The following is a 19246-nucleotide window of genomic DNA, read 5'->3' on the forward strand; positions in this document are numbered from 1 at the left end:
ATGTTAGCTCAGTTCGCCGATCCGCGAGCACCGGGTGCCGACTACGTCGCGGCGTTGAAACCGATGTCGGCGATGGACGATTGGTTCTTGCCACCGGAATTACTCAGGCCGGTGATCCACACCAGGATGTTCTTGGTGGGTCCCTCCGACTTCACCGGGATATCGGTGACACCGTTGCCGAGGACCTTCGAGCCGAGCACCTGCGTCTGGTCGAGGGTCGGGTTCTCCGACGGGGCGCTGCGAATCTCGACGTTGGTGCCCGGTGTCGGCGAGTTGATCCACACGCTCGACAGTGTCGCCGGCTCGTCCAGCGTGACCATCAGGCCCACACCGTTCTTCAGCGCGGGGAACGGCTGGAAGTACGAGTCGGTGCTCCACACGGTGGACGTGTTGCCGTCGACCGCCAGCCGGGCGTTCGCGGCGGAGTCGGGGGTGCCCTGCGGCGAGAACACCGTCGCCCCCGAGGGGCTGACCGGCGCGACGTTCGCCGCCGGGGCGGGCGCGGGGGCGGGCGACTCGGGGTTGGGCGGCGCCTCGGCCGACGTGGTGAGCCCGAAGTCCTGTTCGGTGAGCGGCGCGTCGGAACTACTGCCCGTGAGGAACGTCGCGAGCCAGAAGCCCAGCAGAGCCAGCACGATGATCGTGACGACCGCGAGGCCCACGAGCGCCGCGATCATCCGGTTGGACTTCTTCTTCTCCGCCTCCAGTGCTTCCGGGTCGGCGAGAGCGTGACCGGTCGTGCCGGGGCCCCGCTGCCCGAGCCGCAGCACGGGGATGAATTCGGTCTTGTCGTTGACGACGGACGCCTGGTCGAGAATGTGCTGCACGGTGGCCGCCGTGCGGATTCCCCCGTTCGGCTCGAGTGAGCGCAGCGCCACCGCGGAAATCTCGAACGGGACCTCAGGGCGGATCACCCGCGGTCCGATGGGCTGCCCGCTCGAGTCGCGGTCGGCCAGCCGCATACCGCCGACGGTGCCCGGACGGTGCGAACCCGACGGGTCCCCCGCGGGAGCGGACGGGTCACCCAGCGGCCAGCGCGCGGTGATGAGGGCGTAGAGCATGGCCCCCAGTCCGCGCACGTCGGAACTCGAGTCGGAGTCGGCGAGCGTTGCCGGGAACGCCAGCACGGCATCGCCGTTGATGCTGATACGGACGCGGTCGGGGTGGTCGATGGACAGTGCCCCGCCGGCGCGGTGTGCGGTCTCGGCGGCCGCGGCGAGCGCGCGGATGGCACTGGCAGCGCCGATCGGAGACGGCTTGGTGTCGGCCATCTCCCGCAGCGAGCGGCCCGGGGTCCACTCGGCGACGACGATGCCGCCCGAGCTACCGCGGACCACGTCGAGCACACGGGCGAGTCCGGGCGAGTTGATCCGGCCCAGTCGCAGGGTGCGCGACAGAATGGCTTGCGGGCCTTCGGGACCGGCCGAGGTGGAGCGCTGTTCGGCATCCACGAACGTCAGAGCCACCTCGCGGTCGAGCTTGACGTCCAGCGCCTGCCAGAACTGCAGTCCCCGCGAACCGCCGTGCGGTGTCAGAAGGCGGTACCGACCGCCCGCGACGGACGCGCCGGGAATGAGCTTGGGGCCACGAGGAGTACGACGAGGACCTGCGCCGGGCTCACGTCCGGGTGCCGGTGTGATCGGGATCACGCCGGTGTCGTAACTGAGATCCCGTGCGGGGGCCGCGCCCATGTGACGTGTGTCTCTGGGCGATTCGCCTGCGTCGTCGGCGGGAGTCTTCGGCGCAGCCTTCGTCTGCGCATCCGCAGGATCGCCGGTCTCCTTGCTCTGCCCCGTTTTCGGAGTGTCTGCGGAGCCCGAGGACGTGGCCGCGTCCTTTTTCTGCGGTGCGTCGGTGCCGGCCTGCTTGTCGGACTTCGCGGCGTCGGTGGAGGCCGACTCGGACGGGATCCGGGTGGTCGGGGCGTCGACGCCGTTGGGGGCGGCGGCCGAATCGCGTTCGGACGCTTGCACCGTAGAACCTCCGGCTCTCTTGCTGCCGGCCACGTCGTCGTCGCTCACCCTCACTCCTTCATTCTCGAATGCCCAACTCCGACCAGTACCGGGCGGCGATCCGACCCGCTCGTGTCCAGGGTACGGGAGTCCACCGGGTCGTTCGATACCACGCGGCTGTCCCCCGAAGTCGTGCGGTGTGGCGCGGACCACGGGAATCAGTTCTGTTTCGGCTTCTGCGAGCGGGTCGGCCTCCGGTTCCTGTGCGGCGCCGCGACCGCGCAGGGCGCGAACCTTGCGGGCGACGGCGACGGTGATGGACACGATTTCGGGGATCTTCGCGAACCAGAGGATCACGAAGGTGACGACGAGCATGAGGACACCGCTGATCATGACCCGGACCATCGAGCCCGGACCGCCGAACAGACTGGTGAGGCGGTCGAGCCCGAGGAGGCGGTCGGCGCCGAGCATGACGAGCGCACCCGCCATCGACGCGAGCACCACCACCCACACCGTCTTGCCGACGTTCGCCATCTGCAGGTTGCCGAGACTGCGGTGCAGCAGCCAGCCCCCGACGAGCGCGCCGGTGATGTAGCCGAGGCCGTTGGCCACGCCGAGCAGGATGACCACCTGGTCGTCGCTGGAGGCGATCATCGGGGTGAGCGCCGACAGCGCGATCTTCACCGCGGTGATGCCCAGGACGATCCACGTGGGGGTCCAGGCCTGCTCGCGGGCGTAGAACACGCGGAGCTGGATCAGCACCAGGGAATAGGGAATGAGCGTGAAGGCCGACCAGCTGACGGCCTGGCCGAGGCGTTCGGCGTCACCGGTCCCGAAGTTGCCGTACCCGTAGAGCGCCTGGCCGATCTCGGGGCCGGCGAACGTGAGGAACGTGATGATCGGGATGAGAGAGATCATCGTCAGCCGGGTGGCGACGGACAGATCGTCGACCACGGCGGGGGTGTCGTCGGCGGCAGCGTTGCGGCTGAGTCGCGGCATGATCGCCGTCAGCACCGTCACGCCGAGCACGCCGTACGGCAGCTGCAGCAGGAGCCACGCGTTGTTGTAGATCGCGGGACCCGACGCGTCCGCGTGTGACGAGATGCGGGTGGCGACGATCATGCCCGCCTGGCTGATCAGCACGTACAGGATGATCGCGACGGCCATGCCGCCGAACTGCTTGAGCCGGTCGTCGAGGCCCCACAGCGGTTTCAGTGAGATGCCCTCGCGCCGGATCGCAGGCACCAGGCTCATCGCCTGCACCACGACACCGAGCGTGACGCCCACACCGAGGACCAGCAGTTTCGGGTCGCTCATCCGCACCGGATCGAGGGTGATCTCCCCCGGTGTCGCGTAGTAGATCACCAGCACGGTGAGCATCACGACGTTGTTCAGCACCGGTGCCCAGGCACCGGGTTTGAACACCTGCCGGGTGTTGAGAATGGCCGTGAGCAGCGCCGACAGTCCGTAGAACAGGATCGCGGGCAGGAGGAGATAGGACAGAGCCGTGGTGAGGGACGTGTTCACCTTGCCGTCGGCCGACAGGAAGACATGCGTGGTGAGCACGGGCGCGGCCGCGGTCGCCAGCAACGCCGCAGTTCCGAGCAGCACGCACGTGGCGGTGAACAGGCGTCGCACGAACGCGGCACCCTGGTCCGGGTCCTCGCGTTCGGCGCGCACCAGGACGGGCACCACGATCGCGGTGAGCACCGCTCCCAGCACGAGCTCGGAGATCATGTTCGGGATCTGGCTGGCGACGGTGAACGAGCTGGCCACCGACCCACCCAGCAGCGTCAGGACGAGGAGCTGCTTGGCGAATCCGGTGATGCGGCTGACGAGCGTCGCCACCGCGATCGAACCGGTGGACGCCAGCAGTCGGGAGTTGCCCTGCTTCTGCGGCGCGGTCGACGGCCCGGAGTCCCGGACCGGAGGCGGCGAGGGGTCGACGCGGATGGCCGCGAACTGGACCGTCGGCGCCTCGTCCGGCCGGATTTCCCGAGCCCAGTGGTCCCGCTCCCACGGCGCGACCCGGGGATGGGAGCGATCGGGAAGCCTCTGGCCCCTACTGGGCAAGTTCCCGGTCATGAACGTTCGTACCCTTCGTCAGCTGGATCCGGCTGGCCGCGGAATCGATGCCACAGCCGGCGGCCGGCGAGGAACAGCAGCAGAGCACCCGCGCATGCTGTCAGTATCGCCAACGCCTGCCCGTACGCGTTGGACCGTACCGTCACGCTGGTCGGCTCTCCCAGTTGCTGTCCATCGGCGGTGGTCAGAGAGAAAGTGACGACGAGCTTGCGGGAGTCGTTGGCTTCGGTGGGAACGGTGAGGGTGCGGCTGCCACGTGGGGGCAGCGTGGTGGGGCCGATGTCGGTGATGGTCATCCCCGACGGCGCGTCCACCTGGAGACGGACGGTGATTCCGACCGGCAGGTCGTTCCTGGCCACCAGCAGCAGCGGGCTCTGTTCCGACGCCAGCGTGTAGACACCGCCCGGCGACACGACGGTGACGGCCCCGAACAGGTCGTCCATGGTTTCGGCCACCTCGTCGGCGCGCGTGTCGGACGCCTCTTCCGCGGACCGTCGTTCGTCGTCGCGGCGATGCGCGAGGCTCATCGAGCGCAGCAGGTCCTCGCGCAGCGGTGCCGTGAAGCGTTCCGGGGTGAGCGGGGCCTGCGGGTCGTCGACCAGTGCGGTGTTCAGTGCCTCGATGCGGGGCGTCTGGGTGGCGGCGGCGTCGCGGATATGGGCGGGGACGCCGTCCTCGGCGGCCTGATCCGGGTACTCCAGCGTCGCGACCTCGGGTGATCCGGGCTGACGTCCCAGCAGCGTGGGCAACGGGCGGGGGGTCGCGAGCCCGGAGCGCATCAGCGAGGACACCGTGGACAGCAGCGTCTTCGCGTCCTCGGCGCCGGCCGTCCACAGCTGCGGCGGCACCACCATCAGCGAGCGGGGGGTGCCTGCGGCGCGTGCGGCCTCGGGTTCGAGGGCAGACCACGACACCGCACCGAGTGCGTCCTGCAGTCGGGCGGTCCGGGAATCGTCCGAGAGGTCGTACCGGGCGCGCTTCGGGGTGTACGAGGGGGTCTGCGGTGTCGTTCCCATGGCCGCGAGCGCCGTCCCGACGGACGGATCGAACAGCAGCGCGTCGACGCTTCCGGTGGCCGCAGGCGTCTCGGTTGCCGCCGGGGTCGTCTCCCCGTTCGCGGGAACGGGGGCGGGGGGCGGAGTCGCCTCGATGACGTGGGCGCTGTCGCGGGGTGTCGTCGTGTCGACGGAATTGGCGGCCACGAGCGTGGTGGTCGCCTCGTCTCTGCGCAGCATCTGCGCCGTCGCGTCGTCCAGCACGCCGGCGTCGCTCCACACGAAATTGCGCAGCGACGTGACACCCAGCACGTTGTCGACGATGTCCGCGGGGGCTTCGACGGCGGTCGCGGTGAGGTCCGGGTTCGCGACCTCGGTGATCGCGGACAGGTCGGCCTGCGCGAACGGAACCGACGTGGTGCACATGGACGCGGCCAGTGACCGGGCGCGGTCGAGCCACGCCGACGCGGCATCCTTACCGGTGCCTTCGTGCGCGGAACCGGTGGGATCGGACGGGTCGTCCACCACCAGATATCCGCGCGTCATGTTCTCGACGGTGATCAGCAGGTCGGGGTCGACGGCCAGGCACAGACTGTCCCGGAGGGTGTGGTCACGGTCGACGCTCTCCCGGGTGGCGAACTCCGCCGCGCCCAGCAGTTCGTCGAGCCGGCCGCCGTCCGCGAGCGAGGACGCGAGGTCGTCGTCGACGAGACGGACCGGTTCGGTGACGGAACCGGGCACCCCCGCCGCGAGCCGGGGCCGGTCGGCGAGCGGCCAGAGCATGGTGACGGCGACGGGACTGGAGATGTCCGGGGGCACGGCCGGAGTGCCGGGGACCCCGAACACGGGGAGCAGGAATCGGGCGTCGTCGAGGCGCGCGGCCCCGCCGTACTCGGGGGTGCCGTTCACGTTCACCATCAGCGGGTACACGCCGGGTTCGGTGATGTCGAGAGAGATGTCGGTGTCGGACCGTAGTGGCAGCGACAGCGTGAACTGCTTGCTCTGCCCCTCGTCGAGGCGGCCCGCGACCGTGTCGAACATGCCGACCGTGTCGTACCGCGACTGATCGAGGGTGAGGGACGTGCGGAGGCCCTCGCTGCTCGCGACGGCGGGGGCGCGCTGCAGTCGCACGCTGACGTCGCGGACCGTGCGGTCGCCGATGTTCTTCACCGAGCCCGTGACGGTGACGAACGGGTCGCTGGTGGTGGTGACCGTGGACGGCGTGACGTTGTCGATGTGCAGTTCGAGGAACTCGGGGTCCTCGGCGACCGTCTGGGTCCCGGCGCTCTCGGGCGGCACGGGGTCCTGGGCCGCCGCCACCACGGTGCTGGTGGGAGCCAGAACGACCGCGAGTGCGGTCAACGTCACGGCACCGACCCGACGCAAAGCCATCCTCATCCGGCGTCTGGCCCCTTCTGGAGCTTCAGGTCGGGGGCGGTCGGGGTGGTAGTCATCTTGGAGATCAAGTCACCGGCGATTTCTGCGAGTTTCCGTTCGTCTGCGTAGGCCAGGCGTGATCCCAGCTCGGCGAGCGGCACCCACGCTACCTCGGTGACTTCCACGTCTTCGTCCGACAGTTCCCCACCGAGGCATCTCAGCAGATAGTGGTGGACGGTCTTGTGGACCCGTCGGCCCTCGGTGACGAACCAGTAGTCGATGCTGCCGAGCGACGCGAGGACGGTGCCCTGGATGCCGGTCTCTTCCTCGACCTCACGCATCGCGGTCTGTTCGGCGGTCTCGCCCTGTTCGATGTGTCCCTTGGGCAGCGACCACAGCAGCCGCCCGCGTCGGTCGGTGCGTCCGATCAGCGCGGCGCACAGATTCTCCCGCGGTCCGCCGAGACCGTTGACGACGAGCCCGCCCGCCGAGGTTTCGCGAACCGTCCTCATGTGGGGTTTCGCGGGTTTGCCGACGGCGCCGCGCCGCCGCGAGTTGCGGCGACTCCTGTTCGCACGTTCGGCAGCAGACACCCCATCGATAGTAGTTGGCTTTGCCGTCTCCACCGGAACGCCGCACCCGAACCGAGACGCTTCGTGACAGACCTGTGGTGAACCGAACGGCGAGGTGACAGCGTGTATGCGTATCTCGCTATTTGCGCACCTCGGTAAGCTTCCTGGACGTGACTGCCCCTTCTCTCGACGACGAGCGCCGTACGCGACTGCTTGCCGGCGCCGCGGTGACGCTGCGCGAGCTGTCCGAAGTCCTGACGCCGCTCGGTGAGAGGTTCGCTGCAGCCGGTCACGAGTTGTACCTGGTGGGGGGTACTGTCCGGGACGCGATCCTGGGCCGCCTCGGCACCGATCTCGACTTCACCACCGACGCTCACCCGGAGCGGGTGCAGAAACTGCTGTCCGGCTGGGCCGACAACCAGTGGGACACGGGCATCGAGTTCGGGACGATCAGCGCCACCAAGGCGGGTCAGCAGGTCGAGATCACGACGTATCGGGCCGACGCCTACGACCGGGTGTCGCGCAATCCCGTCGTCCAGTTCGGGACGAAGCTCGAGGACGACCTGGTGCGGCGCGATTTCACGGTCAACGCGATGGCCGTGCGGATCGGTGCGGACGGCTCGCAGGACTTCGTCGACCCCCTGGGCGGCATGGACGCGCTGCTGGCCGGGGTGCTGGACACGCCGTCGGCGCCGGAGAACTCCTTCAACGACGACCCGCTGCGCATGTTGCGGGCCGCCCGGTTCGTGTCCCAGCTGGGATTCACCCTGCACGAGCGCGTGCATCAGGCCATCGTCGACATGGCGCCGCAGATCGAGCGGATCACGGCCGAACGCGTGCGGGCCGAACTCGACAAGCTGATCCTCGGCGAATTCCCGATCGACGGCATGAACGTGATGTGTGAGACGGGTCTCGCCGACTTCGTGCTGCCCGAGGTGCCGCAGATGAAGCTCGAGATCGACGAGCACCACCAGCACAAGGACGTGTACTGGCACTCGCTGACCGTGCTGAAGCAGGCCGTCGACCTCGAGGACGGCGACCCCGACCTGGTGTTGCGGTGGGCGGCGCTGCTGCACGACATCGGCAAACCGGACACGAAACGCAACGAGCCGGGCGGCGGCGTGAGCTTCCACCACCACGAGGTGGTCGGCGCGAAGATGGTCCGCAAGCGGATGCGGGCGCTGAAGTATTCGAAGCAGATTGTCGACGACGTCTCGCAGCTGGTGTTCCTCCACCTGCGGTTCCACGGCTACGGCAAGGGTCAGTGGACCGATTCCGCCGTGCGCCGGTACGTGACGGATGCCGGCCCGCTGCTGCCGCGGCTGCACAAGCTGGTCCGCGCCGATTGCACCACCCGCAACAAGCGGCGGGCGGCCGCCCTGCAGGCGACGTACGACGACATCGAGGAGCGGATCGCCCGGCTCGCCGAGCAGGAAGACCTCGCACGGGTGCGCCCCGACCTCGACGGCAACGCGATCATGGAGTTGCTCGGCATTCCCGCCGGCCCCGACGTCGGGAGGGCGTGGAAGTACCTGAAGGAGCTCCGGCTCGATCGTGGTCCCCTCAGCCGCGACGAGGCCGAGGCCGAACTGCTGTCGTGGTGGGCCACGCAGCAGGGCTGACCGATCGCCGATCCGCTCGGGTCGACGTCGCCTTCTCCTTACTCCGCTTTCGGGCGGCCACTCACCTTAAGTGACGACAGTCACATGATCTGGTGATTCTGCCGTGCCGACATCACCACCGTGCCCGCGCCCGGGTGCGAGAGACGTCACCGAACGCTCACGGGGGTTAATCCCGACGAAACACGGTTCCCGGCAGCATTGATACAGGTCGTGAGCCGGGTGGACAGGCGGCGACCGTGCAGGTGAGGAGCTAGTCGATGCAGCAGCAGAAAGCCGGGACTTCCACAGTGAAGACCGCCTGCTCGTACTGCGGTGTCGGCTGCGGCATGGTGCTCGAGGTCGGGACCGATCCCGGGACCGGTGCGCGCCGCGTGCTCAAGGCGTCCGGCGACAAGGACCATCCCACCAACTTCGGGCGGCTGTGCACCAAGGGTGCGACGAGCGCAGAGATGCTGGTGGCCGGTGGCCGGATGGAAACGGGGTACGTCCGCGACGAGCGCGGGGAGGCACCCACCTCGATCGACGTCGGCGCCGCCATCAGCGAGACCGCGCGCCGGCTGAAGGAACAACTCGACGAGCACGGACCGGACGCCCTGTCGTTCTACGTCTCCGGTCAGATGTCCATCGAGGCGCAATACCTGATCACCAAGCTCGCGAAGGGCTTCGTCGGCACCAACCAGATCGAGTCCAACTCGCGGCTGTGCATGGCCAGCGCCGGCACCGGCTACAAGCAGTCGCTGGGCGCGGACGGCCCGCCCGGCTCGTATCAGGATTTCGACTCGGCCGACGTGTTCTTCGTGATCGGCGCGAACATGGCGGATTGTCACCCGATCCTGTTCCTGCGGATGATGGACCGCGTCAAGGCCGGGGCCAAGCTGATCGTCGTCGATCCGCGTCGCAACGCGACCGCCGACAAGTCGAACCTGTTCATGCAGATCGCGCCGGGCACCGACCTCGCGCTGCTCAACGGTCTGCTGCACCTGCTCGTGAAGAACGGGCACACCGATCCCGAGTTCATCGCCGAGTTCACCGAGGGCTGGGAGGTGATGCCGGAGTTCCTCGAGGAGTACACCCCCGAGAAGGTCGCGGACATCACCGGCATCCCCGAATCCGACATCCGTCAGGCCGCCCAGTGGATCGGTGAGGCCGAGAACTGGATGAGCTGCTGGACGATGGGCCTCAACCAGAGCACCCACGGCACCTGGAACACCAACGCGATCTGCAACCTGCACCTGGCCACCGGTGCGATCTGCCGGCCGGGCAGCGGCCCGTTCTCCCTCACCGGCCAGCCCAATGCGATGGGTGGCCGCGAGATGGGGTACATGGGTCCCGGCCTGCCGGGGCAGCGGTCGGTGCTCGCCGCCGACGACCGGGCGTTCATCGAGGATCTGTGGGAGCTGCCGGAGGGCAGCATCCGCACGGAGGTCGGCACCGGAACCGTCGACATGTTCGAGCGGATGGTCGCGGGTGACATCAAGGCCTGCTGGATCATCTGCACCAATCCCGTTGCCACCGTGGCGAACCGGCGGACGGTGATCGAGGGTCTCGAGGCCGCCGAGCTCGTGATCACGCAGGACGTCTTCCTCGACACCGAGACCAACGGTTACGCCGACATCCTGCTGCCGGGGGCGCTGTGGGCGGAGTCGGATTCGGTGATGATCAACTCCGAGCGCAACCTCACCCTGTTGCAGCAGGCCATCGATCCGGTCGGCCAGGCGCTGCCCGACTGGCAGATCATCGCCCGTGTCGCCTGCGAGATGGGATACGCGGACGCGTTCACCTACGACTCGTCGGAGGACGTGTTCGAGGAGATCAAGCGCACCTGGAATCCGAAGACCGGCTACGACCTTCGCGGCATCTCCTACGACCGTCTGCGGGAGACGCCGGTGCAGTGGCCGAGCCCGCCCGGCAACCGCACCGATCGCAACCCCCTCCGCTACGTGAATGACGGCGTCAGCCAGAACCTGCTGTCCGCTCCCGACGGTTCACTCCCCCGGCTCGCGTTCGCCACCGCGAGCGGCAAGGCCGCCTTCTTCCCGCGCCCGCACATGCTGCCCGCCGAGATGCCCGACGACGACTACCCGTTCGTCCTCAACACCGGTCGCCTGCAGCACCAGTGGCACACGATGACGAAGACGGGCAAGGTGGCCAAGCTCAACAAGCTGAACTCCGGCCCATTCGTCGAGATCAATCCGGCTGATGCGCAGAAGCTTTCGATCGCCGACGGCGACAAGGTGGAGGTGGCGTCCCGGCGCGGTCGCGCGGTGCTTCCCGCCGTCGTCAGCGACCGTGTCCTCGCCGGCGGGTGTTTCGCCCCGTTCCACTGGAACGACTCGTTCGGCGAGTACCTCAGCATCAACGCCGTCACCAACGACGCCGTCGATCCCACGTCCTTCCAGCCGGAGTTCAAGGCGTGCGCCGTCTCCCTGACCCGGGTGGCCCCGGTGGCGGCGCCGGAGGTCCCGGAGTCCGGCGGGGCGCTCACCTTCGCGCAGGGTTCGCCCGCCGCGGAGATGAGCCGCATCCTGGGCCTGGACGACTCCGCCTCCCCCACTTTCGACGAACACGAACGCATGTACCTCGCCGGGCTGCTGTCGGGGCTGCAGTCCACCGAGATCCAGGGCGTTCCGGTTCTTCCGCGAAGCGCGCCGATCTCCGGGTCCAAGCGCGTGTGGCTGGACGGTCTGATGGCGGGGCTGTTCTCCCGTTCCGACCTTCCGCACAGTGCCGTGGTTCCGGATGCGAACACTGAATCGGTCCAGCACCCGGTGGTGGTGGTGTGGGCGTCGCAGACCGGCAACGCCGAGGAGTTCGCCGCCGAATGTGCCGAACAACTCGAAGCGGCCGGCCACGGCACCCGCCTGACGAGCATGGACGACTACGACGTCGCGGGTCTCGCCGACGTCCGCGACCTCCTGATCATCACCAGCACGTTCGGGGACGGCGACGCCCCCGACAACGGCAGCAGCTTCTGGTCCGCGCTCAGCAGCGACGAGGCCCCGAAGCTGTCGCAGACCCGGTATGCCGTGCTGGCTTTCGGCGATTCCAACTACGACGACTTCTGTGGGCACGGCAAGCGGATCGACGCCCGGCTGGAGCAGCTGGAGGCGAAGCGTCTCACCGAGCGGGTCGACTGCGAACCCGACTACGAGGACCAGGCACGTCAGTGGCTGACCCAGGTCCAGAAGCTGGTCCGGGAGCGTGCGGCGGCCGACGGTGCGCCCGTGGTGGCGTCCGCACCCGCGCCGGCCCGTCCCGCAGCGAAGAAGGCGGCGACGTTCACACGGAAGACGCCGTTGGTCACGCGATTGACGAAGAACATTCCGCTCAGCGCCGCCGGATCGTCGAAGGACGTGCGGCAGTTCGGTTTCGAAGTGAGCGATCCGGAGTTCTCCTACGAGGCGGGCGACGCTCTCGGTGTCTGGCCGACCAACAGCGACGCCGTCGTCGACGAGTGGCTGAAGGTCACCCGGTCGATCCCGGACACGCCCGTCACGTTGCCGGACCTGCCGGAGATGACGCTGCGCGAGGCGCTGCGCACGAAGCTCGAGATCACGAAGGTGACCCCCGAGCTGCTGCGGTTCGTGCAGAGCCGCACCCAGGACACCGAGCTGGCGCGGCTGCTGCGCCCGCAGAACAAGATCGCGCTCCAGCAGTGGCTGTGGGGACGGCAGTCGATGGACGTGCTGGCGGAGTACGGGGTCGAGGCCGACGCCGAGGAGTGGCTGAGCGTGCTCAAGCGCCTCCAGCCGCGGTTGTACTCGATCTCGTCGAGCCCCAAGGTCGACCCGGGTGAGGTGCAGCTGACCGTCTCCGCGGTGCGCTACAACCACGAGGGCAAGAACCGCTCCGGGGTCTGCTCGACGTTCCTCGCCGATCACTGCGACGAGGCCGACGTGCCGATCTTCGTGCAGAAGTCGGCGCACTTCCGTCCCCCGCAGGCCGCCGACGCACCGATGATCATGGTCGGTCCCGGCACCGGTATCGCTCCGTTCCGCGGATTCCTGCACGAACGCCGCGAATTGGGTCATACGGGTAAGAACTGGATGTTCTTCGGTGAGCAGCACGAGGCTACCGACTTCTACTACCGCGAGGAGATGGAAGCTATGCACCGCGACGGATTTCTCACCCACCTCGATGCGGCGTTCTCCCGGGACCAGCGGCAGAAAATCTATGTGCAGGACCGCATTCGCGAGCACGGCGCCAAGCTCTGGGGCTGGATGCAGGAGGGTGCGTCGCTGTACGTGTGCGGCGACGCGAGCCGCATGGCGAAGGACGTGGACGAGACAATCCGTGAGGTCGTCCGCACCCACGGGCGCCTGGACGAGGAAGATACCGAGCTGTACATGAAGCAGCTCGCGACCGACAAGCGGTACGTGCGCGACGTGTACTGATCCGTATCTGCGGAAAGGTGCACTTGATCGGTCCGCATTTGCCGACATAGGATGTCGGTCATGACGCATGCGCGGACAATTCTCGGATGACGGGAATCCGGATACGACAAGCCGCAGAACTGCTCGGCGTCAGCGACGACACAGTCCGGCGGTGGATCGACAACGGCAGCCTCGCGGCGGAGAAGGACGAGTCGGGCCGCAAGGTCGTCGACGGCCCCGCACTCGCCGAGTTCGCGCGCGCCAACGCCTCGAAGTCGCCCGATCTGCTCGGATCGGAGTCCTCGGCACGTAACCGATTCACCGGCATCGTGACCGCGGTGGTGATGGACACGGTGATGGCCCAGGTCGAGATGCAGTGCGGGCCTTTCCGCGTCGTCTCCCTGATGAGCAGTGAAGCCGTGCGCGACCTCGGGCTCGAGCCCGGCAAGGTCGCGGTAGCCGTCGTCAAGTCGACCACGGTGATCGTCGAAACACCTGGAGAAGTTTCATGAAGTCGTCCTGGCGGCGGGCCACGACGGGGGTTGCTGCGGCCGCACTCGGTCTCGGCCTTCTCACCGGCTGCGGTTCGAACGACGACGGCGGCGCCTCGGGTTCCGCCGAGGCGACGTCCGCGTCCGCAGCGGGTGGCGACATCACGGTGTTCGCCGCGGCGTCGCTGAAGAGTACGTTCACGGAACTCGGCCAGATGTACGAGACCGCGAACCCCGGATCCCACGTGGAGTTCAGCTTCGCGGGTTCCTCCGACCTCGCCGCTCAACTCGACCAGGGCGCCTCGGCCGACGTGTTCGCGTCCGCCGATACCACCAACATGACGAAGGTGGTCGACGCCGGGCTCGTCGAGGGCAGTCCCGTCGACTTCGCCACCAACACGCTGACCATCGTGACGGCACCCGGAAACCCCAAGGGCATCACGTCCTTCGCGGATCTGAACCGTGAGGGGACGCTGGTGGTCACGTGTGCCCCGCAGGTTCCGTGCGGTTCCGCGACGCAGAAGGTCGAGACCGCGTCGGGTGTCGACCTCAGCCCGGTCAGCGAGGAGTCGTCGGTGACCGACGTGCTGAACAAGGTGACAGCCGGTCAGGCCGACGCCGGCGTCGCGTATGTCACGGACGCGGCGAGCGCCGGCGACAAGGTGACGGCCGTGGCATTCCCCGAGGCCGCGCAGGCAGTGAACACCTATCCCATTGCGACGCTGTCCGCTTCGAAGGCACCGGACGCGGCGCAGGGCTTCGTCGACCTCGTCACGGGACCCGACGGTCAGGCAGTGCTCGCGAAGGCCGGATTCGCCCAGCCGTGATCCGGGGCGCGCGCGTCAGAGTCCCGTCCGGGCTTCCGGGCTGGATCTTCGTCCCGGCGGCACTGGGCGGACTGTTCGTCGTCCTGCCGCTGTTCGCGATGCTGGCGAGCGTCGACTGGTCGCGGTTCTTCCAGCTGGTCACGTCGGAATCCTCACTCGCGGCGCTGGAACTGAGCCTGCGGACCGCAGCCCTGAGCACCGTGCTGTGCGTCCTGCTGGGGGTTCCGATGGCGGCAGTGCTGTCGCGCAGCAGTTTTCGCGGACTGCACGTGCTGCGGTCACTGGTGCTCCTGCCGCTGGTGCTTCCACCGGTGGTCGGGGGTATCGCCCTGCTGTACACGTTCGGCCGCAAGGGCCTGATCGGGCAGCACCTCGAGGTTGCCGGCATCCACATCGCGTTCACCACCACGGCCGTGGTGCTCGCGCAGACGTTCGTCGCGCTGCCGTTCCTCGTGGTGAGCCTCGAGGGTTCACTCCGGACCGCAGGCAGCCGGTACGAGCACGCCGCCGCGACACTCGGTGCGAGCCCCACCACAGTCTTCCGGCGGGTGACACTGCCGCTGGTGCTGCCCGGGCTGGTGTCCGGGGCGGTGTTGTCGTTCGCGCGGGCGCTCGGCGAGTTCGGGGCCACGCTGACATTCGCGGGCAGCCTGCAGGGTGTCACGCGAACGCTGCCGCTCGAGATCTACCTGCAGCGGGAGACCGACGCCGATGCGGCCGTGGCGTTGTCGCTGGTGCTGGTCGTGGTCGCGGTGCTCATCGTGGTGGGTTCGCGGGGCTGGGCGTCGAGGGCCGCGCTGTGACCGGCCTGAGCGTCGAGGCGCGGGTGGATGCGCGTGGCGTCGACGTGGGGTTCGACCTCGGCGAGGGTGAGGTGCTGGCGGTGCTCGGACCGAACGGTGCCGGCAAATCGACGGCGCTCTCGGTGGTCGCCGGCCTGGTGCGCCCCGACGTCGGACGCGTCGAACTGAACGGTCGCGTGCTCACCGACACCACCCGGGGCGTCGCAGTGCCCCCGCACCGGCGCGGGGTCGCGCTGCTCGCACAGCAGGCGCTGTTGTTCCCGCATCTGACAGTGGCCGCCAACGTGGCGTTCGCCCCGCGCAGTGCCGGCCGGGGACGTCGGGAGGCGCGCGCGATCGCCGAGAAATGGCTGGACGCCGTGGATGCGACGCAGTTCGCCGACCGCCGCCCGCACGAGCTGTCCGGGGGGCAGGCTCAGCGGGTCGCGGTGGCCCGAGCGCTCGCGGCCGCGCCCCAGGCCCTCCTGCTCGACGAACCCATGGCGGCGCTCGACGTGGCCGCGGCGCCCGCCCTGCGCGTACTGCTCCGGCGGGTGCTGCGGGAAGGGAACCGGACCGCGGTCGTGGTCACCCACGACATCCTCGACGCGCTGGCGCTGGCCGACCGGGTGATCGTCGTCGAGGGCGGTCAGGTGGTCGAATTCGGCTCCGTGCGAGACGTGCTGACGCGGCCCCGCAGCGCGTTTGCCGCGCGAATCGCCGGGCTCAACCTGGTTCCGGTGTTCGGGGCGCAGGACGGCTTCGAGACCGAGACCGGTGTTCGGCTGCACGGTCTGCCCGACGCGGATTTCGTGCCGGGCGCGCCGGCGGTCGCGGTGTTCGCTCCCGCGTCGGTGGCCGTCCACCGACGCTCTCCGGAAGGCAGTCCGCGCAACGTCTTCCGGGTGTCCATCTCGGAGATCGAGGTGCGTGGGCCGACGGTCCGGGTGCGGGCCGCCGAAGCCGGAAGCCGGTTCGAACTCAGCGCCGACGTGACGGCGGCGTCCGTCGCGGAACTCGATCTGGTGCCGGGCCTGGACGTGTTCTTCGTCGTCAAGGCCACCGAGGTCGCCCTCCATGCCGTGCGTACTTGTTAACCGCGGGCGGTTAATAAGCGCGTGTCTCATGTGAATGAAGTGATATGTGCGACATAATGTGACGCGTGGTAGATGAGTTGTCACTGAGGTTGGTTCAGAGATCCCACCAACAGCTCGCTCGAAAATCAACCATGGCTCAATGCAGTTCGAGAGTGCCAGGATCGCAGAGGAACACTCTGTTCCGACGAGGCCGCCTTGCGCCGGCTTGCACGATCAGAGGATGTTCCGGCCTTCGGAACGCTCGCCGTACTCACTGAACTCGCGTCCTCAGGCGAAATCACCGAGTCCGACTACCGCGAGGCGCTCACCACGTTGGTCCGAAACTATGCGATTGGGATTCCATTTGACATGGAAGTGCTGCGTTCTGCTGCGACCTCCGATTCATGGGAGCCTCGAGGTGCCGCATTCACCCTGTCCGACCCGGCTCAATGGGCCGTAAACACAGCTGGATTCCTGACACTCCTCAGAGAGGCCGTACACCGCACAAACAGTAAACCGGATCTTTTCGCCGGGTGGGTTCAACTCGCAATACGCGGCATAGTCGGAGTTACACAGGGATCATCGACCTTCAGCGATATTCTCCCGGAGCTGATCGCTGACCTCACAACCAGATCAAACTTCGGTTCGGGTTGCACCAAGGCATTGCTAGACGGGGTGCGTTCGGCTCGCCAGGAACATGATTTTCCCGATCCATGGCCTGCCGGAGCGAGATTGATCCACCAGCAACTCCTCGACACCTGCGACGAAGACCGAGCGGCGCGAATCCTCCTCGATGCGATATCACAACTCGTCGATCAAGACAGATTGGCGGCAGTCCAGGTCCTCACCGATCCACGGCGATAGACCATCCACCCAGACCGTCGATGCCCTCCTCGGTGGACCTCACCCACACCATCGTGTCTATTAGGGCTCGTTGAATTTCGCAAGACCTCCGCCATGCGAGGTTGCGTGGCAACTATCCGTCGACGAAGTGGCCGTACTCCGCCCAGGCGGTGAATTGCCATTCCCAGGCGCGGCAGACCCGTTCCCGTGGAAGTGCGCGGTCTTTCGGGTCGAGGAGCATCAGCCGGGCGTATCTGCCGTCACCGATGACGATCGCGAGCAAATACTGGCCGGGCTCGGCCTCGATCGCGCCCATCTCGTTGTTGGTCATCGAGAACCTGGCATCGGGTCGGTCGACCTTCTTCACCTCGAGCATGACGGCGATTCCGGTGTTGTCGACGCCAACCAGGTCGTAGCCGAGGTTCTGTTTGCTGACATCCTTCAGGTCCCAGCCGCGGGCGTTGAGCCAGTCCATCACCGCGACCTCGGCGGTGCGCCACCTCTGCATGACATCGGCAAATCCTTCGCGCGGCGCGACCTGCCGAGATCGCGCCGATTCGGTTCTCTCGGTGGGGCGGTGCCCGAGTTCGGCTGGGGCAGAGTTCTGGATAGTGTCGAGCACCATCTGTTCGACCGGAGTTGCGGACCGTCCGAGTGCTCGAAGGTGCTCGGCGACGTACTGCGCAGCAGCAGACTGGGTGGCCGGGGACAGTGAAGTCACCACCTGCCCGAGGGTGGGTCCAACGTCGAGATTCGGTAACCTGAACGCGACACGCAGTGCGCGGGCGGTGCCGATGTTGGTGCGGTCGTACAGTGCGCGTGGCGCTCCGGCCGGAAAGATGATGGTCAGGTCTTGGTCCGAAACTGCGAAGGGTGCGACCGCGAACGGGATGGCAGCGTGGCGCAGTTGCTCGCGCAGTGCGATCAGGAAGCTCTGTTCTGCGGAGATGCCGTGACCAGACCCGCGCGGACCTCGAAACCCTCGGCGCCCAGGTAGGAATTACCGCCGACTTCTGATCACCAGGCACTGCACCCGACCTAAAGGGACACACGCATTACTCGTTTGTCTACCGTGCCGGGCGCGACGCAAACACAGGGTTGCCAGCACGACTGGACGATCACCTGACTGGGCCTCTGCCGAGTTCGCCAGGTTCGAGGGTGCCAGCCTCGTCGAGATCCTCGAAGCGTCAGGGATGACGAAGGGGCGCCTTGTACTTCCATCTCCGTTCCAAGGAGGTGTTGGCCCGGCACATCATCGCCGAGCAACACCGGATCTCCATCGCCGCGATCGAAGCCATCGCGGCGCAGGAGGCGTCGGCGCTCGAGCGGAAGGTCTTGCGCCGGTCCAGCCGGTCCATGTTACGAAGCGCGAGGATCCCGCCGATCGCGGCGACCACGTGTGGATGTGGGCTGGCGGAGATCTTCCCGCTGCACATGCGCGGCCTCGGGATCGGGATCTCGGTCTTCTTCGGCTGGACCACCAACGAAATCCTGGCGCTGTTCTTCCGTCACGCGTCAAGGAAATCGGCATCACCGGGTCGTTCTTCATGTCGCCGTCGGCGTGGCGGCGCTTGTGTTCGTGTGCAGGGCGCCCGAAACGCGGGGCGTTCCCTCGATGCGCTCGAAGAGGGCGTCACGACCGGCGAGATCTACATCGGGATGCGCTGAGAGCGCCCTCGCCCAACACCAACCAGTTGTGCGTGCTGTGGGGTGGCGGCCGCCCCGCCGACCGCATCCCGTTCCGGGCCAACAGTTTCACGCGCACGCCTGACGATTTTGGGCAGACAGTCGCGCCCCCGCAGACTCCGCCCCTCCAGACGGCGCGCGCCCGGAACTCCGACTCTCACCGGTGCGGAGGTGATCGCACTGCAGGCCGCCGACCACTTCGGCGTGTTGTTTTGACCTGCTCATTGGTGCCCGACTGTGTGTGTTTAGGCCCGTATCTGTTGACATGAGAGCCACGTCACAGCTATAACTATCCGCAGGCTCATCGATACAGCGACGCAGGATCAGGCAGGTCAGCCTCGATCGGTCGTCGCCTCGGCTGCGACAGCGAACCGCTAGGAAAGGCGCGTGACATGAAGTTCGTGGCCGCAACCTCGTGCCCTACGGGCATCGCACACACATACCTGGCGGCGGAATCGCTGGAGCAGGGTGCCGCCCGCAGCGGTCACGAGATCCAGGTCGAGACGCAGGGCGCTTCTGGCTCCGAGCCCTCGACCCCGCGGTGATCGCCGCGGCCGACGGGCGA

11 protein-coding genes and 1 pseudogene are annotated in these 19246 nt (G+C 67.7%); 8 read left to right on the top strand and 4 right to left on the bottom strand.

Features of this window, described 5'->3' with window-relative positions:
• Positions 1 to 41 precede the first annotated feature (41 nt).
• The 3 genes from murJ to HGB39_RS18080 are packed head-to-tail and all read right to left on the bottom strand — an operon-like array spanning position 42 to position 7002.
• On the bottom strand, positions 42 to 4037 hold the full coding sequence (gene murJ / locus HGB39_RS18070) for a murein biosynthesis integral membrane protein MurJ (RefSeq protein ID WP_081276584.1): 3996 nt from the start codon (positions 4035 to 4037) through the stop codon (positions 42 to 44).
• Positions 4034 to 6424 (bottom strand): DUF6049 family protein, encoded by a 2391-nt coding sequence (locus HGB39_RS18075; protein ID WP_043793375.1) that lies wholly within the window; start codon positions 6422 to 6424, stop codon positions 4034 to 4036. The genes murJ and HGB39_RS18075 overlap by 4 nt, the downstream gene beginning before the upstream one ends.
• Positions 6425 to 6426: 2 nt before the next feature.
• Complete coding sequence (locus HGB39_RS18080; protein WP_005572816.1) at positions 6427 to 7002, bottom strand: NUDIX hydrolase; 576 nt, start codon at positions 7000 to 7002, stop codon at positions 6427 to 6429.
• Positions 7003 to 7151: 149 nt separating this feature from the next.
• Between HGB39_RS18080 and HGB39_RS18085 the strand changes: the two genes are divergently transcribed.
• The 6 genes from HGB39_RS18085 to HGB39_RS18110 all read left to right on the top strand — a co-directional run bounded on the left by HGB39_RS18085 (position 7152) and on the right by HGB39_RS18110 (position 16173).
• Positions 7152 to 8603 (top strand): CCA tRNA nucleotidyltransferase, encoded by a 1452-nt coding sequence (locus HGB39_RS18085; protein WP_005572815.1) that lies wholly within the window; start codon positions 7152 to 7154, stop codon positions 8601 to 8603.
• A 257-nt stretch (positions 8604 to 8860) separates the two neighbouring features.
• Positions 8861 to 12997 carry a bifunctional nitrate reductase/sulfite reductase flavoprotein subunit alpha gene (locus HGB39_RS18090; protein WP_064080624.1) on the top strand — a complete coding sequence of 1379 codons (4137 nt, stop codon included), beginning with the start codon at positions 8861 to 8863 and terminating at the stop codon, positions 12995 to 12997.
• A gap of 86 nt (positions 12998 to 13083) precedes the next feature.
• Complete coding sequence (locus HGB39_RS18095; protein WP_005263518.1) at positions 13084 to 13488, top strand: TOBE domain-containing protein; 405 nt, start codon at positions 13084 to 13086, stop codon at positions 13486 to 13488.
• A complete protein-coding gene (modA, locus tag HGB39_RS18100; protein ID WP_005572813.1) occupies positions 13485 to 14294 on the top strand; it encodes a molybdate ABC transporter substrate-binding protein in 810 nt (269 codons plus the stop codon). Before HGB39_RS18095 ends, modA begins: the two co-directional genes overlap by 4 nt.
• Positions 14291 to 15097: an ABC transporter permease gene (locus tag HGB39_RS18105; protein ID WP_005572812.1), complete on the top strand. Its 807-nt coding sequence runs from the start codon at positions 14291 to 14293 to the stop codon at positions 15095 to 15097. The genes modA and HGB39_RS18105 overlap by 4 nt, the downstream gene beginning before the upstream one ends.
• Positions 15094 to 16173 (top strand): sulfate/molybdate ABC transporter ATP-binding protein, encoded by a 1080-nt coding sequence (locus HGB39_RS18110; protein WP_064080625.1) that lies wholly within the window; start codon positions 15094 to 15096, stop codon positions 16171 to 16173. Before HGB39_RS18105 ends, HGB39_RS18110 begins: the two co-directional genes overlap by 4 nt.
• A 955-nt stretch (positions 16174 to 17128) precedes the next feature.
• Here HGB39_RS18110 and HGB39_RS39885 read toward each other — a convergent pair.
• Positions 17129 to 17719 carry a protein NO VEIN domain-containing protein gene (locus HGB39_RS39885; RefSeq protein WP_005565895.1) on the bottom strand — a complete coding sequence of 197 codons (591 nt, stop codon included), beginning with the start codon at positions 17717 to 17719 and terminating at the stop codon, positions 17129 to 17131.
• Positions 17720 to 18146: 427 nt separating this feature from the next.
• Here HGB39_RS39885 and HGB39_RS18120 point away from each other — a divergent pair.
• Positions 18147 to 18333, top strand: a pseudogene (locus HGB39_RS18120) (TetR family transcriptional regulator); the annotation flags it as partial.
• Positions 18334 to 19073: 740 nt separating this feature from the next.
• Positions 19074 to 19226, top strand: coding sequence for a PTS fructose transporter subunit IIB (locus HGB39_RS18125; RefSeq protein WP_005264708.1), 153 nt, complete (start codon positions 19074 to 19076; stop codon positions 19224 to 19226).
• The last annotated feature ends 20 nt before the right edge of the window (positions 19227 to 19246 follow it).

This window comes from Rhodococcus opacus (assembly GCF_012396235.1).
Lineage (GTDB): Bacteria > Actinomycetota > Actinomycetes > Mycobacteriales > Mycobacteriaceae > Rhodococcus_F > Rhodococcus_F opacus.

Excerpts from the sequence above, each read along its gene's own strand:
- HGB39_RS18090 (WP_064080624.1), top strand. The coding sequence starts at position 8,861 with ATGCAGCAGCAGAAAGCCGGGACTTCCACAGTGAAGACCGCCTGCTCG.
- HGB39_RS18075 (WP_043793375.1), bottom strand. The coding sequence starts at position 6,424 with ATGGCTTTGCGTCGGGTCGGTGCCGTGACGTTGACCGCACTCGCGGTC.
- HGB39_RS18095 (WP_005263518.1), top strand. The coding sequence starts at position 13,084 with ATGACGGGAATCCGGATACGACAAGCCGCAGAACTGCTCGGCGTCAGC.
- HGB39_RS18125 (WP_005264708.1), top strand. The coding sequence starts at position 19,074 with ATGAAGTTCGTGGCCGCAACCTCGTGCCCTACGGGCATCGCACACACA.
- modA (WP_005572813.1), top strand. The coding sequence starts at position 13,485 with ATGAAGTCGTCCTGGCGGCGGGCCACGACGGGGGTTGCTGCGGCCGCA.
- murJ (WP_081276584.1), bottom strand. The coding sequence starts at position 4,037 with ATGACCGGGAACTTGCCCAGTAGGGGCCAGAGGCTTCCCGATCGCTCC.